This is a genomic window from Microcoleus vaginatus HSN003, assembly GCF_022701255.1.
Classification (GTDB): domain Bacteria; phylum Cyanobacteriota; class Cyanobacteriia; order Cyanobacteriales; family Microcoleaceae; genus Microcoleus; species Microcoleus vaginatus_B.
This window is the reverse complement of the sequence record NZ_CP031705.1, coordinates 2,530,609-2,544,176: the sequence shown is the minus strand read 5'-3', so window position 1 is coordinate 2,544,176 and position 13,568 is coordinate 2,530,609. Positions and strand designations below refer to the sequence as shown.

At 45.7% G+C, this 13,568-nt stretch carries 12 protein-coding genes and 17 tRNA genes; 22 read left to right on the top strand and 7 right to left on the bottom strand.

What is annotated here, in order from left to right:
- Positions 1 to 7: 7 nt before the first annotated feature.
- Together D0A37_RS11045 and D0A37_RS11040 are read left to right on the top strand one after the other, a co-directional pair.
- Positions 8 to 1,156, top strand: coding sequence for a GUN4 domain-containing protein (locus tag D0A37_RS11045; RefSeq protein WP_242724060.1), 1,149 nt, complete (start codon positions 8 to 10; stop codon positions 1,154 to 1,156).
- A gap of 121 nt (positions 1,157 to 1,277) precedes the next feature.
- Entirely contained in the window at positions 1,278 to 1,490 is a 213-nt protein-coding gene (locus tag D0A37_RS11040; RefSeq protein WP_242724058.1) for a hypothetical protein, read from the top strand.
- Positions 1,491 to 1,568: 78 nt separating this feature from the next.
- On the opposite strand, the gene D0A37_RS11035 is transcribed toward D0A37_RS11040, so the two are convergent.
- The 3 genes from D0A37_RS11035 to petM all read right to left on the bottom strand — a co-directional run bounded on the left by D0A37_RS11035 (position 1,569) and on the right by petM (position 3,768).
- A complete protein-coding gene (locus D0A37_RS11035; protein WP_242724056.1) occupies positions 1,569 to 2,486 on the bottom strand; it encodes an NAD(+) kinase in 918 nt (305 codons plus the stop codon).
- Position 2,487: 1 nt separating this feature from the next.
- On the bottom strand, positions 2,488 to 3,465 hold the full coding sequence (locus D0A37_RS11030; RefSeq protein WP_242724051.1) for an NmrA family NAD(P)-binding protein: 978 nt from the start codon (positions 3,463 to 3,465) through the stop codon (positions 2,488 to 2,490).
- 198 nt (positions 3,466 to 3,663) lie between these two features.
- Complete coding sequence (gene petM, locus D0A37_RS11025; RefSeq protein WP_242724049.1) at positions 3,664 to 3,768, bottom strand: cytochrome b6-f complex subunit PetM; 105 nt, start codon at positions 3,766 to 3,768, stop codon at positions 3,664 to 3,666.
- 70 nt (positions 3,769 to 3,838) lie between these two features.
- Between petM and pdxA the strand changes: the two genes are divergently transcribed.
- A complete protein-coding gene (gene pdxA / locus D0A37_RS11020) occupies positions 3,839 to 4,936 on the top strand; it encodes a 4-hydroxythreonine-4-phosphate dehydrogenase PdxA (RefSeq protein ID WP_242724048.1) in 1,098 nt (365 codons plus the stop codon).
- Positions 4,937 to 5,056: 120 nt separating this feature from the next.
- Entirely contained in the window at positions 5,057 to 8,668 is a 3,612-nt protein-coding gene (locus D0A37_RS11015) for an OmpA family protein (RefSeq protein WP_242724046.1), read from the top strand.
- A 123-nt stretch (positions 8,669 to 8,791) separates the two neighbouring features.
- On the opposite strand, the gene D0A37_RS11010 is transcribed toward D0A37_RS11015, so the two are convergent.
- The 4 genes from D0A37_RS11010 to D0A37_RS28970 all read right to left on the bottom strand — a co-directional run bounded on the left by D0A37_RS11010 (position 8,792) and on the right by D0A37_RS28970 (position 10,619).
- Positions 8,792 to 8,959 (bottom strand): hypothetical protein, encoded by a 168-nt coding sequence (locus D0A37_RS11010; protein ID WP_242724044.1) that lies wholly within the window; start codon positions 8,957 to 8,959, stop codon positions 8,792 to 8,794.
- A gap of 55 nt (positions 8,960 to 9,014) precedes the next feature.
- The gene (locus tag D0A37_RS11005) at positions 9,015 to 9,839 is read right to left on the bottom strand and encodes a biotin--[acetyl-CoA-carboxylase] ligase (RefSeq protein WP_242724042.1); all 825 of its coding nucleotides are present in this window, start codon (positions 9,837 to 9,839) and stop codon (positions 9,015 to 9,017) included.
- Between the two features lie 143 nt (positions 9,840 to 9,982).
- On the bottom strand, positions 9,983 to 10,201 hold the full coding sequence (locus tag D0A37_RS11000; protein WP_445242517.1) for a glutathione S-transferase family protein: 219 nt from the start codon (positions 10,199 to 10,201) through the stop codon (positions 9,983 to 9,985).
- A gap of 295 nt (positions 10,202 to 10,496) precedes the next feature.
- The gene (locus D0A37_RS28970) at positions 10,497 to 10,619 is read right to left on the bottom strand and encodes a hypothetical protein (RefSeq protein WP_278187183.1); all 123 of its coding nucleotides are present in this window, start codon (positions 10,617 to 10,619) and stop codon (positions 10,497 to 10,499) included.
- A gap of 6 nt (positions 10,620 to 10,625) precedes the next feature.
- Between D0A37_RS28970 and D0A37_RS10995 the strand changes: the two genes are divergently transcribed.
- From D0A37_RS10995 to D0A37_RS10910, 18 genes are all read left to right on the top strand, one after another.
- Positions 10,626 to 10,699, top strand: a tRNA-Asp gene (locus tag D0A37_RS10995).
- An 80-nt stretch (positions 10,700 to 10,779) separates the two neighbouring features.
- A tRNA-Cys gene (locus tag D0A37_RS10990) sits at positions 10,780 to 10,853 on the top strand.
- Between the two features lie 102 nt (positions 10,854 to 10,955).
- Positions 10,956 to 11,051, top strand: a tRNA-Ile gene (locus tag D0A37_RS10985).
- A gap of 3 nt (positions 11,052 to 11,054) precedes the next feature.
- Positions 11,055 to 11,129: transfer RNA gene (locus D0A37_RS10980), tRNA-Trp, on the top strand.
- A gap of 6 nt (positions 11,130 to 11,135) precedes the next feature.
- Positions 11,136 to 11,209: transfer RNA gene (locus tag D0A37_RS10975), tRNA-Glu, on the top strand.
- Between the two features lie 5 nt (positions 11,210 to 11,214).
- Positions 11,215 to 11,289, top strand: a tRNA-Lys gene (locus D0A37_RS10970).
- 13 nt (positions 11,290 to 11,302) lie between these two features.
- A tRNA-Tyr gene (locus D0A37_RS10965) sits at positions 11,303 to 11,384 on the top strand.
- A 34-nt stretch (positions 11,385 to 11,418) separates the two neighbouring features.
- Positions 11,419 to 11,492: transfer RNA gene (locus D0A37_RS10960), tRNA-Tyr, on the top strand.
- 8 nt (positions 11,493 to 11,500) lie between these two features.
- Positions 11,501 to 11,587: transfer RNA gene (locus D0A37_RS10955), tRNA-Ser, on the top strand.
- Positions 11,588 to 11,591: 4 nt separating this feature from the next.
- Positions 11,592 to 11,664 (top strand) — tRNA-Phe (locus D0A37_RS10950).
- 6 nt (positions 11,665 to 11,670) lie between these two features.
- Positions 11,671 to 11,745, top strand: a tRNA-Asn gene (locus tag D0A37_RS10945).
- 10 nt (positions 11,746 to 11,755) lie between these two features.
- Positions 11,756 to 11,834, top strand: a tRNA-Gln gene (locus D0A37_RS10940).
- Positions 11,835 to 11,839: 5 nt separating this feature from the next.
- Positions 11,840 to 11,913, top strand: a tRNA-Gln gene (locus tag D0A37_RS10935).
- A 31-nt stretch (positions 11,914 to 11,944) separates the two neighbouring features.
- Positions 11,945 to 12,019, top strand: a tRNA-Leu gene (locus D0A37_RS10930).
- Between the two features lie 4 nt (positions 12,020 to 12,023).
- Positions 12,024 to 12,096 (top strand) — tRNA-Pro (locus D0A37_RS10925).
- A 111-nt stretch (positions 12,097 to 12,207) separates the two neighbouring features.
- Positions 12,208 to 12,281 (top strand) — tRNA-Leu (locus D0A37_RS10920).
- Positions 12,282 to 12,376: 95 nt separating this feature from the next.
- A tRNA-OTHER gene (locus D0A37_RS10915) sits at positions 12,377 to 12,448 on the top strand.
- A gap of 133 nt (positions 12,449 to 12,581) precedes the next feature.
- Positions 12,582 to 13,493, top strand: coding sequence for a YxiH-YxzG fusion protein (locus D0A37_RS10910; RefSeq protein WP_242724040.1), 912 nt, complete (start codon positions 12,582 to 12,584; stop codon positions 13,491 to 13,493).
- The last annotated feature ends 75 nt before the right edge of the window (positions 13,494 to 13,568 follow it).

The window sequence follows — 13,568 nt, the reverse complement described above, 5'->3', positions numbered from 1 at the left end:
TCCCGACATGGTTAATCAATCAATTTTGAACTTATTTCGTGATTGCACTGTCCGAATAAAGACTCCCCAAAATATAGGCACCGGCTTCTTTGTGGCTCCAGGTCACATTCTTACCTGCAATCATGTGGTAAAAAGTGCCAAAGACGATGAGATAGAGGTGATTTGGAAAGAGGTAGCGATTGATATTGAAGATGTTATCCGAAGTGAAGGAGAAAATCCAGACCTCGCAATTTTAAGAACCGCTCATGTTGAGCATCCCTGTGTCTACTTAGACAAAGAGTCACAGCCGAATGATTCACTCTATAGCTATGGCTATCCTCCCAAATACGAAGGAGGTTTCTCAGTTAATCCTCTTTGCGTTGGGCCTACTGATAGGGGTCGCCTAATCACTATTAGAGATGAGAATATCCAACCTGGTTTGAGTGGCGCACCACTCCTAAATTTACGTACATGGAAAGTATGTGGGTTAATCAAAAGCGAGCGGAATATAGCACCTGCACAAAATATACTAAGAGCACTGGGAGGTCAGGCGATTCCAACACAAGTTATCTTTGATTGGTGTCATGATATCGAAAGCAAACATAGTAATTTTCATTCTCAAGATACTCGTTGGAGAGAACTGATACTTGACCTTATAGAAGAACTAAGATTAGAACCAAAAGCACAAAAGGCTACGAGCGATATTTTTTATCAAGAATTAGAAGAGCTTTTGAAGTTAGAACGATGGAAAGAGGCTGATCAGCTAACAGCAGATCTTATGCTGAGGCTAAGTAACTGTTCAAAAAATTATCTTGAGGTAGAAACTGTTCAAAACCTATCTTCAAAAGACTTACAGAGAATTGACTACTTTTGGAGAAAATATAGCTCTGACCATTTTGGATTTAGTATACAGAAGCAAAGACTTCATGAAAAATGGTCGTTATGGGACAGGGATTCTGGTATCAATGAAAATGCCCTCTGGATGATTTGTGGAAAATTATTAGGATGGCATCGAGAAGGATTATGGTTCGGACCGCTTGCTTGGAAGACAAGATCAGAACTTACGTTTACTAAGGAAGCTCCAAGAGGGCATTTACCTGCAAGCTGGGTTTTCGGTTGGGGTGGAATATGGAGTAAAGAAGTATTTATTGCATTGTTTTTCCGTCGAGATTTGTAATAGCAGAGTTTAATTATCTTGGTTGTTAGACAAAAATCATCCATAAACGGTCTAACAACCCCCTTGCAGCGGACGTTTGAAAGTCGCTGGTTCTGAGTTCGAGTCTGCCTACCGCCACTGATTGGGAACGTTATCTCGTAAACGCTGCCTGACTTTGGAGATGATTCGGAAGCTCGATCGAGAATTAAGGATTCCGGTGGATAAATGTCGCCCTACATTACCAACACTAATTGCTGCTTTATTCTACGATTTATCAACAGATAAAAAAATCAAAATCCCTTCAATCGGTGAAAAACGGGAACGGGAATTGTGGTCTCCTACAGCTAGGACTTGATATGACATCTACGAGCAAGCCAACTGGTTGAGCCAACAATCCCCGTACATTTAGGTCGGGGAGTGTCAACAACAACTATCAAGGCAACTCAACCGAACTCGGTTTAGCAATGTGAGGCAAGCCCCAGCCCAATTTTTCCCGCAAAATGTGGAAAAACTCAAAAGATTGCACCCGAATAAACCGGGCTTGGTACGGAGCTCGCTCGACTTGCACCCAATCTTCGGGCAGAACATAACATCCGCCGTTACCGTCTACCACCATTACCAGGCGGTTCGGACTCGCTGGCAAAATCTTGACCGGCTCAGTGTTGGAAAACACCAAAGCCCGCGAAGCCATTGAATGCGGGCAAATAGGCAGCAATTGCAGCACCGGCACTCCGGGAATGATGACAGGGCCGCCGGCAGACAGGGCGTAAGCTGTCGATCCTGTAGGAGTCGCGATGATAACTCCATCCGCAGCAATGTCAATAGAGGCGTGCTGACCGATCGCCACTTCAAAATGACACATACAAGTCAGCGGTTCCCGGTGCAGCACCATTTCATTGAGACAAAGGGCTTCCCAGAGGCAGTCGTTTTCTCGAAACAGTCGCACGGCCAGCATTGACCTTTCTTCGATGTCGTATTCTCCGGCGATCACCTTTTCCAAAGCTTGCGGCAGCAAGTTAAGGTAAGTTTCTGTTAAAAAGCCCATGTGACCGGTATTGACAGTCAGCAGCGGCACTCCAATCGGAGCGACTTGGCGAAATGCCGACAGCACCGTACCGTCGCCGCCCAAAACCACTGCAAACTCCATGTCGCTGTCAAAACCGGGGGGGACGAGTTGTTCGATCGGATTGTGGCACAGGGGGCGATCGGGGCTAGAATAGCCCAGAATTCCTCCGGAACCAGAAACCGAGCAAACCTCCCAGCCGCGGGCAGTCAGCTTGTCTTCCAACTCTGCGGCGATGCGACAAGCCACAGGTTTAACGTCGTTGTATATAATCCCAGCTTTCGGCACTTTAAAATGTAAAGGGCATTTTTTGTTTACTCCGTTTTTTAGTCTTAAGCTGCTCGTACTCTATTTCCTTGAGCTTCTTCATAATCAGATTAAAGTATTCTTCGAGATAAGACTCCAAAGTAGTAGTTTCTTTGGGGTCAAGTCCGAAGACACTGTAAACCTCATCCATCGGAGCTTTCAAGGGTTTTCCGGCTGCCAAAACTTCTGAAAAAGCCAATCTGTCAGCTACGTTCCAACTCCACTGAAAGAACTTAGCAAATTGACGAGTAGCCTTCAACAAGGCGTCTGGGGTGCGCGTAATTTTGGCTTGCTTCCCTGACAGCCGTTCGCACAACCGCACGATTTCTTCACCATCCCAAGCACGATTTCCCACCACCGGAAAGCTTTTTTTCTCGGTTTCGGGAACGGAAAGGGCCCGGACGGCAAATTTAGCAACGTCCTGAGTGTTCATGTAGGCAAGGGCGGATGGCTTGTTGGGCAGCCAGACTGCCTGATTGTCCAAAATCGGCATTGCATACAGGCTCAGCAGTCCTTGCAAAAAGCCGCAAGGTCTCAAGATTGTGTAGTCTAGACCGGATTCTGCTAAGAACAGTTCGGTACAGCGCTTGATTTCCAACAACGGGACTTGGGGATATTTCTCGGCGTCGAGAAAGGAAAAGAATATGTAACGCTTGATGCCTGCTGCTGCTGCTGCTTGGATCAGCGATACTTTTCCGTCCCAGTCTACTCTTTTGATGCTGACAGAATCCGCTGCACTGGCTGTTGCTGCATCGATAATAGCACTGACGCCTTCTAGGGCCGGAGGCAGACTGTCTGGCTGGCAAAGGTTCCCCGGTACGAGTTCAGCGCCCCATTCTTTCAAAAAGGCAGCTTTTCTGTAACTTCTGACTAAACAGCGCACCTGGTAGCCCTCGTCTAGGGCGCGACGGGCTATTTGGCGACCGAGAGTGCCGGTGGCACCTAAAATCAATAAAGTCATCTAGGGATTAATTTATGAATCTTAAACTTTCAATAAGATGGTATCAGGTTTTTGTTAAGTTTTTATAAAAAACTTAACAAAAACCTGAATTTTTCTCATTTTAGGCTTGAGATATTCGGCAGAAGGCTTGCTTCCGGCAGAAAGTAGACTCTAGAAGGCAGAAGGTAGAAGGCTTGTGAAGGATTTGTCGAAAAAAACTTATTCTTTGCCGCCTTGCAATTTGAGCAGGAGGAAGCCTCCACCTATACCCACGAAAATTAGGGAAAAGGACAAAAAGGCTGCAGTGAAAATTTCAGGATTCATGATTTTATATGTCCAATTGGGCGATCGCATTAAATAAAGATAATATAATTTGGGGCAACCAGGTACATGAATGCTAAAATTTCAGTGCCGAAATTGCTGTATTTTGTTGGAGAGAACTGCCTTGAGTCTCGATCGGGAATCAAAACTAGCTGTAACTCTGGGAGATCCGGCGGGAATAGGCCCGGAAGTGATTCTCAAGGCCTTGGCAGATTCCGCTGCTGGTTTGAGGGTAACTGTTATAGGTTCTAGGAGAGTCTTGCAGCAAACTTACGATAAGTTGCGATCGAGCAATCCAGCAGCAGAAGCGGCAAATCCCGAAACATTAAATATTATTGATATTGAACCAGACAGCAAGTGGGGCGAAATTGTCCCCGGTGTCGGGAGTGCAGCTAGCGGGGCGGCTAGCTTTGCTTACATGGAAAGTGCGATCGCCCGTACCATCGCCGGCGAATTCTCCGCCATAGTGACCGGCCCGATTTCCAAAACTTGCTGGCAGGCGGCGGGTTACAATTATCCCGGACAAACAGAACTCCTCGCAGAAAGGGCGAAATCGCAGCGGTTCGGAATGCTGTTTGCCGCCACATCTCCCCACAGTGGCTGGACTCTGGTAACTTTACTCGCTACCACACATATTTCGCTCCGTCAAGTACCCGATGCTTTGAGTCCCGAATTACTGAGTGAAAAACTAGAATTACTGATAGACTGTTTGCGGGAAGATTTTGGGCTGGAAAGACCGAAAATAGCGATTTCTGGCTTAAATCCTCACAGCGGCGAAAATGGCAAACTGGGAAATGAAGAGCAAGACTGGATGATACCTTGGTTGGAAACGCAGCGCGATCGCTTTCCTCAAGTGCAGTTAGACGGGCCAGTCCCCCCTGATACCCTGTGGGTAAAACCGGCTAAAGTTTGGTACGGTTTAGCCAAGGAAGCTCACGACGGTTACTTGGCAATGTACCACGACCAGGGGTTGATTCCAGTAAAATTGATGGCTTTCGATAAAGCAGTCAACACTACAATTGGCTTGCCTTTTGTCCGCACCTCTCCGGATCACGGCACAGCTTTTGATATTGTAGGTAAAGGGATTGCAGATGCCTCCAGCATGAAGGCAGCATTGCAGTTAGCGGCTCAGTTGGCTAGTCGCAGAACAGCAGTTAAAATAAGGCGATAGCTTTAGTACGCCTGACGCTTGAAAAAATTGTGTCATTCCTATTGATTTTCGCTGGGGTGAGGCGGCAAGCAAGCTGGTAATTTCCTTCGGTCGATAAAAATCAACTTTTGGTAGCTCAGTATGGCAGCATTTAATGATAATTCAGGCAAAATATATCAGTCAGAAAAAGAGGTTTCGGAGGCAAATCTGGCAAGTTCTAAAGCTGGAGAGCAACTTCAGGAATTGCTAACCATACTGACTGAATTCCAGTTATTAAAGAAATCAAAAAAAGAACCAAGCGAGCTGAAGTTACCGCTTTCTGAAAAGTCTGTGCAGCGGTTGGAGAATGAGGAAAATCGGCGCAAACAATTGTCTTTTCGGATCGAATCACCGAGTATTGTACCCGAAGTATTAACTAACGAGGAAGAGATCCCATCTCAAAGACGAGAAAACAATAATGAGGAACCCGATTTATCGATAGCCGGGAAGATAGCAAAAAAAAATCCGCCGTCGGAGGAAGAATTAGAACAAGTAGTAGAGGAGTTTAAGCGGTTGCAACAATTGCTATTTGAAAGAGACTTACCGGAATTTTACAGTAATGTTTTGAGCGTGGAACAAAGGTTAGAAAATTTTGAGAAGTTGATGTCTGAACCCCAAGAGTTGATGAGTTTACTGAAACCGTTAATTCCTGAGTTAGTGAGAGATGAATTAGAGCGGTTGAAGTCGGAATTAAAAAAGGCGATCGAACTCGCTAGCAGTGATCAAATTAATCGGCTCGAAGTGCAGACAAAAATAGCGGATTTGGAAAATAAAATTGCTAACTTCAACCCGCAGCAACTGCCGAATGCAGAACAGTTAATGCAACGGGTGATGTTGGTGGTGGGCGAGCTGCTCAAGCGTAAGGTAGAGGAGTCTAAGTTAGAGGTAGCTTCGGCGATCGCACCAAAAGTCAATCAAGTAATTCACAATCACAACGGACTTGAAGAACACGTAGTAAGAATTGAAGAGAGAGTTGCGAATATTCAGCAGCGTTACCAGCAGCAACCGGAAGATTTAATCAAGCAGCTAGTACCAGTAGTTAGCGAATTGCTAACCCGCAAAATTAGTGAAGTAAAATCAGAGATTGTAGAAGCTGTTACCCCCTCAGTACAGGTAAGAATAGCTTGGGTAGAAATAGAAGAAAAAGTATTGAGCATCATCGAGCGTCGGCTGGCTACGCAACAGTCGCCAACTCAGAAGCCTGAAGAGATAATGGCGATGCTAATGCCCGCAATAACTGATTTGCTGAATCAGAAAATCGATGAATCAAAATTACAAGTAGCAGCGACGATTGAACCTTTGATAGAATCAGCAATTCTTCAAAGAGAAGTTCAAGGAAAATTGAGCGACGTAGAAAGTAGACTAAATAATCTTCAGCGACAGCAAAAATCTCAGCCGGAAGATATAATGGCAAGGTTAATGCCGTTAATGATTGAGTCGCTGAACAGAAAAATCGAGGAAACAAAGTTAGAGGTGAGAGAGGCGATCGCACCTGGTGTCAACACAGCTATTCAAAACAGCGGTATTGCAGCACAAATATTAAATAATGAAAGTAAGATTGTCGAAGTTCAGCAGCAAGTTTTAGCCGAGATAGAAGGGTTGATGGCAAGAATAATGCCAGTGATTGCAGAAATGCTGTCTCGAAACATCGGGGAAGCAAAGCTAGAGATAGAATCTGCGATCGCCCCTGCTGTCGATGCCATCATTCAGAATAAAAGGATTGATCAAAGACTCGGGAAGATCGAACAAAAAATTGTGGCGATCGAACACCGGATTTATGAATCGACAGACTTGTTTACCGATTTACTGAAACCTTTGATTGACGAGCTGATGGTTAGCCATCACGCCCAACTAGAAAAGTCGGTCATCGAATCTATTTTACCATTGTTAGATGAAGTTGTAAGTTATAATTACAGACTCAACGATAAAGTAGGGGAACTCGATCGCAAAATTACTGATGCTGAATGGGGAGGCAATCGGGAAGAATTACTCGCCCGAATTAAAATCATGTTTCCCGAAATGATGATCCAAACAATTAATGAGTCGAGAACATCATTTGCCGAAACCATAGCTCCCATAATTGATGACGTAATTAATACCAAAACCCGAGAAAACAGGCAATCGATGGGAGTAGCCATATCCCCAGCTCTTTCTGTAGGAATCAGCCACAGAATCAGTGAATCGCCCGATGAAATTGCAATGGCGATCGCGCCGGAAATGGCCACCGCTATCAAACAGCAAATTCATCTCAAGCGAGAAGCAATGTCGGATGCACTTTACCCGATCATCGGCAGCACGATTTTAAAATACATCGCCGAGAGGATGCGGGAGATTAATGAAAAACTCGAAGCATCTTTAAGTCCAGAGAGAATTAGTCGCAAAATTAAAGCCAAATTACAGGGCGTTTCTGAAGCAGAATTGCTGATGAAAGAAACAACACCGCTGAGTGTTAAAGCTGTTTTTTTAATTCAAGCAAAATCCGGCTTAGTAATTTCAGCAGTGCAGCCTTCTGAACGCGAACAGCTAGAATCAGAAATGGTAGCGGGGATGCTGACTGCTATTCGGGCTTGTGTCAACGATTTCATATCTCAATCGGGAAATAGTGCAGAGATTGATGCAATAGAATACGGCACATCTACGATCGTACTGGAAGTTGCGGGCTCGTGTTATCTAGCGGTAGTGATGCAAGGAGAAACCCGCCAGTGGTTTAAGTACAAAATGCGAGCGATATTCAACAATATTGTTCAAGAATACGGAGAGCAAATCCAGTCATTTAACGGCGATCCAGCCACTGTGCCACCAGAAGTAAACTCGAACTTGCAAAAATTAATCGATACAGAGGTAAAAGTCAAATCTCCTAAACTTCCCATTTTACCAATTATCGGTTTAGCAGCGTTAGGTTTAATTGGCATCCCTTGGGGAATTCATCAATACCGCAGCGGAGTTGAAGCGAGCTTAGAAGCAGATACGAATTTAGCCTTACAATCTGCTCCCGAGTTATCGGTTTATCGTATCGCGGCAGATGTTAAAGATAAATTATTGGAGATTTCGGGACGAGTGCCGAATCAAAATCTGCGACTGAAAGCGGAAAAAATCGCTCAGCAAGTGGCTCCACAATCAAGAATTGCAAATAAAATTATAGCCGTTGAAGTACCTCCTGATCCGGTTTTAGTCGAAGCCGATGTCAAGCGGACGGCAGCTCTTTTGAATAAAGTAGAAAGCATTAATATCTCAGCTCGCTATGCAGAGGGAAAAGTCGCCGTTGCAGGCAGCGTAAGCAAAGTGCCAGATGCTCAGAAAATAACTCAAGCTTTTGAGAAAATTCCGGGGGTGAAGTCAGTAACAAATACAGTGATAATAGGAACTCCACCGCCGCCAAAGATAATAATGCCTGTTCGCGTGTATTTCGGTGCAGGCTCGGCAAGTTTGCAGGCGAAAGATGTAGCACAAAAGCTTAGCAAAGTCAAGGAATATATGGATAAAAATCGCACGAAGAATTTAAGGATAGTTGGCTACAGCGATTTTAAAAGCACTCCGGTAGAAAATCAAAAGTTGGCACTGGAAAGGGCGACAAATGTGAAAAATATTTTGGTTAGGCAAGGGATAAATGGCAACAGAATACAAGTTGCTTCTACTAAGGGTCGTCCCGAAGGGGTGGAGGCCAGTCAACCGCTGTGGCTGAGCAGATTGGTAGTATTTGAGGTGATAAATTAAAATTCGGAATAGGGAATAGGGAATAGGGAATCGGGAATTGGGGATAGGGAATCGGGCATCGGGAATTGGGCATAGGGAATTGGGAATTTTCCCTAATGACTCATGACTAATGACTTCTTTCTCTTAATTTATAGTAACTGGCAAGAAGGTTAGGACATTTTTGAAGGCTAAAAATATTGCTCTGACTGCATTTCCCTTCTTTCTTCTTCCTTCTTCCATCGGACTGACATCCGTTACATCCGTTACATCCGTTACATCCGTTACAGAATCCGTTGCCGAACTTCCTGACATCCGTTACATCCGTTACATCCGTTACAGAATCCGTTGCCGAACTTCCTTCTTCCTCTTAAATTAATCGAACTCGCCCAGAGGTAAAGGCTTGTATTCGATCGCCCGCCAAGCATATTAGCAAGCGGCCGCATCCATCCATGCCCGCTGCTTCTCCGCAGATGGTTTCCGACGCAAGTTCGATCGCCACCGGGCAGCCAATCAACGCATCGCGGCGGCGCAATTCCGGCAAAAGTAGCGCTAAACCGGACTTGGAGGCTGGCTTGTCTGTGGTGGAAAACATATCGGCTAGTTCGAGTAAATAGTGCCGCAGTCGATCGACCAAACACAGTTCATCTGGTACTGTACTAGCAAGAGAATGCAAGCTTACCGCATTGCCGAGATCCCTTTCATCCAATCCCGCAGCCGCGAAATCTACGCAGCGGTTGAGTCCAATTCCGACAACGGCGCGAGTTTTGCCAGAAACATTGCCGTTGGTGGCTTCGCAGAGAATTCCGGCTAATTTGTGGCGATCGATCCAGACATCGTTTGGCCATTTCAGGCGCAGCATATCGCGACAGTCGGGAACCAAATCTTCGATCGCGTAAATCACGGCTAAACCCGCTGCTAAACTGAGCCCGGGCAACAGATTGGGGTTGAGGTTGTCGAGTACATAACTAACAGTCAAGACACCGGTTGGGGCGTGCCAGGTGCGCCCGTGTTGGCCGCGCCCGCTGGTTTGTCGCTTGGTAAATACTGCATCTCCGTGGTGGAGTTGGCCCGCGCGGGCGATCGCCCAACTGTTGGTACTCGGACAGGTATCTAAGGAGTGTAGCCAGTGAGGGAGGTTTGGGCGATCGGCTTCTGGCAATGCGGGCACGGGAATTAAGGGCAATTCAGACAAGGTTTGATTTGTAGTATTGGATATCTAAAAGCTGATTATCGCAGGGCGATTAATCTTTTGTGCGAGTTTGGGCGATGGCGTCCCGCCCCGCAAGCTACGGCATTTTCGTCAGTGTTAATTCTTGCCGTTGCGATCGAAGTCTTCTATAGATATGTCTCAGCGGGGATGGACAGTGCAGGCGTGCGGTATTTCGCCTCCCGATCATCAAGAATTGCCAGCGACTCCACCACAGTCAAGTCTTCCTTCACTAAAACTGGTATGCGGTGGAACAGATTAATTACCAGAAAATCCGGTGCAAAGTGGTCGCCGTCGAGGTTAAGTGCGATCGGCTCAAACGCAATCTGCTTTTCCAGAAGTGCCACCTCGCGCGACGGCGAGAATTTAGAGAAATTCGAGTGTAGTACAACTTCAGCATCGGATTAAACTAACGCAACACTACCAGTTCAGCAGCCAAACCTTTGATTTATAAGGGGTTTAGCAAAAAGCAGCGCCTCAGTTTTCCCGCTTCGCAGCAACTTTAAAAAAAAAGTTGTATTACCCCCTTGACAGTCTTGTAATACATAATGTAGTATAAATGTATGGCGAAGGGGAAAGAGCTTCAAAGCCTTACCCCACGAGCAATATGAACCTTGAAAACTGAATATGAAGTTAATCATGTCACATAATTGTGGACATTGGCGGTGTAGACTCCGGCAACAAAAGCCCGATCGGGTTGTAGTACGCGGAATCAACCGCCACCCCGTCCCAACTTGAGTAATTCAAGGACAGAATATTGTTCATTTTCGCGGGGGTATAGCTCAACCGGTCAGAGCAGTCGCCTGTCGAGCGAAAGGTTGCGAGTTCAAGTCTCGTTACTCCCGTCAAAGTCCCGTAGGCAAAAGTCAAGCCGTCTCCCCCTCTGGCGAGAAGATTGCGAGTGCAAACCTCGTCGGGACTCCCAGGTTAGGTGGTCGAGTGGTTGAAGGCGTCGGTCTGCAAAACCGATTTTCGCGGGTTCAAATCCCGCCCTAACCTCTGTTCCCAATCAGAAATTAAAAATTAGAAATTAAAAGATTAAACTAACAGTCTTTTAATTGAAATTTTTAACTTTCAAAAGGAACGAAGCGAAAGTGACATTGCAGCGTAGCTTAATCGTAAAGCGCCAAGTTCATACCTTGGTCAATGCGGGTACCGCTTCGCGGAAGCAAGCTACAAATCCCGCCGCTGCGACCACAAGCAGGGATGGTGTAACTGGCAACACTCTGGTCTCCAAAACCAGCATTCTGAGTTCAAATCTCAGTTCCTGTGCCAATTTATAGTGCTGTAGGCAAATGGTTTAAGCCGCTTGGTTTTCACCCAAGTGATTGCGGGTTCAACTCCCGTCAGCACTTCTCGTGGGTCGTTGGCAGAATGGTTTTGCAGCCGCCTTTTAAGCGGATGGATCGAGGTTCAATTCCTCGACGACCTACCAAAATTTCTATCTTGGGTCGGCCCTCCTATTGGCGTGGGTAGCTGTCTGTAAAACAGTAGCTTAAAGCGTTGCTGGTTCAATTCCAGCCCGACCCATTTGTAACTGTATTTAACCCGCAGTTGCAATTTTGAGAACGTGGTGTAGCCGGATAACATCTCAGTTAATAAAACTGAAGATTGAGGGTTCAAATCCCTCCGTTCTCGCTCGCTGTGGAGAGGTGGCCGAGTGGCTTAAGGCGCTTTCCTGCTAAGAAAGAGCGGTTTAACAGCCGTCGAGGGTTCAAATCCCTCCTTCTCCGTTTTCCCCCGATAGCTCAGTTGGTAGAGTGCTTGTGTGAAGAACAAGAGGTCGTCAGTTCGATACTGACTTGGGGGATTGCGTTGCCTTATAGCTCAATGGTAGAGCAAGCGGTTGTTAACCGCTAGGTTGTAGGTTCGAGTCCTACTGGGGCAGCCATTTTTTTAATTGCCGGGTAGACAAATTGGTAAAGTCGCCTATCTCTGAAATAGGAGTTTCTGTAGGTTCAAAGCCTACCCCGGCACCCAATAATTGGGAAGTCGCCTAATCAGTATGGCACCGCTCTTTGAAAGCGGAAAAATGCAGGTTCGATCCCTGCCTTCCCAGTTCTGCTTAAAAAAAAAGCAGTAATCATAATGCTCCTGTAGCCCAACTGGAAAGAGGCGCCGATCTTAAAAATCGGATGATGCGGGTTCAAATCCAGCCAGGAGCATCAACGGGATGTAATTCAGCGGCCAGAAGCCATGCTTTGGGAGCATGGAGTCGTTGGTTCAAATCCAACCATCCCGATTTACCCCTGTGATGCAATTAGTAGACATCTCTTGTTGAGTGCAAGAGTTATGTTGGTGCAAATCCAACTAGGGGTATTGGGTATCAAAACCCAAAAATGCGATCGATTTTGCCCCTGTAGCCCAATTGGAAGAGGTGCCTCGCTTAGAACGAGAAGGTTACTGGTTCGAGGCCAGTCAGGGGTATTTGGTGACTTCGCGGGTGAAGTAGCCACGGTAGGCTTGGAGGTCTCATAAGCCTCTTCATAGCAGGTTCAACTCCTGCTCCCGCCACCAAGAAAGCAGGTGTGATGTAATGGCTAGCATAGGATCGTCGTAACCTTCTGATGCGAGTTCAAATCTCGCCACCTGCTTGGGAGTAAATGTATGGTCAGAGAACTACAAGTCGAACATTTAGTCACCCTGGACGGATCTACCTTGAACCTCCAGACATCGGCTTTGTTACATTCAAAGTCACTGTTTTCTCCTTTTCCACCTTGTCTTCCAATGGATGTTCCTGCTTTAGGAGAATACTTAATCGCTGTCAGCGTCGATTCTTCAGGAATGCCTATCATCCTATCACTAGAAGAACGACCCGATTATCGATACCAACGTCAACAAAAAGGTTCTTCCTGGGCCAAAAATAGATCCAATCATCTTAATCGCTACCGACTTCACTATTTGGCACAAGGAGTTTGCCAAACAATTATACTGACACCAACATACGAAAACTACCATTTTGTTCAACGTTTAGGAACAGATAGGTGGCTTCTGGTTCGTTCTCGTGCCAATAGCTACTCAGACCGGAATGCCCACATCTATTCATCTACAGGCGAACAGCTAAGTTCATTTCATGCAGGTGATGCAATTGAAGATGTACAAGTAAGTGAAAACGGGTGCATTTGGATTAGCTTCTTCGATGAATGTCATAGAGATGAACATATTGGTGCAGGAGCGGGACTTGTTTGTCTAGACGAAAACGGGAAGGTAATTTTCAAAAATGACTACGATCGTGGTTTGCACATATTCGACTGCTACGCAATGAACGTCGCCTCGCCAGATGATATTTGGGTTTACTATTATACGGACTTTCCTTTAGCCCATATAGCAGACTTTAAGGTTCAGAAACAATGGCCTCCTGTTCCTATTAAAGGTTCTTATGCCTTTGCAGTCAATCTTGGTTATCATGCTTTATTCGATGGTGACTATGGCGATAGTGCCCTATTTGCTGGTAACTACGCTAAGCGAGATTCATTGTTTCTTGTAAACTTAGACAAGATGGAATTTGAAGAGTTAATACCTATCGATCAAAGTCGTCAAGTAATTAAATCTTTCCAAGCTTTTGGTCGAGGATCTAGACTCTTCCTTTACACGGAAAATAGATGGTCAGTTGTGAGATTAGACATGAAGTATAACTAAACTAAATTCCTGAAATATCAATAAATGCAGATGCGGTGTAACTGACAACACAAAAACGTGGTAAGTTCTTGATGT

Bases quoted from the DNA above. Each gene is read 5' to 3' on its own strand.
- D0A37_RS11045 (WP_242724060.1), top strand. From the start codon at position 8: ATGGTTAATCAATCAATTTTGAACTTATTTCGTGATTGCACTGTCCGA.
- D0A37_RS11030 (WP_242724051.1), bottom strand. From the start codon at position 3,465: ATGACTTTATTGATTTTAGGTGCCACCGGCACTCTCGGTCGCCAAATA.
- petM (WP_242724049.1), bottom strand. From the start codon at position 3,768: ATGAATCCTGAAATTTTCACTGCAGCCTTTTTGTCCTTTTCCCTAATT.
- pdxA (WP_242724048.1), top strand. From the start codon at position 3,839: ATGCTAAAATTTCAGTGCCGAAATTGCTGTATTTTGTTGGAGAGAACT.
- D0A37_RS11015 (WP_242724046.1), top strand. From the start codon at position 5,057: ATGGCAGCATTTAATGATAATTCAGGCAAAATATATCAGTCAGAAAAA.
- D0A37_RS11010 (WP_242724044.1), bottom strand. From the start codon at position 8,959: ATGTCAGGAAGTTCGGCAACGGATTCTGTAACGGATGTAACGGATGTA.
- D0A37_RS28970 (WP_278187183.1), bottom strand. From the start codon at position 10,619: ATGAACAATATTCTGTCCTTGAATTACTCAAGTTGGGACGGGGTGGCG.
- D0A37_RS10910 (WP_242724040.1), top strand. From the start codon at position 12,582: ATGGATGTTCCTGCTTTAGGAGAATACTTAATCGCTGTCAGCGTCGAT.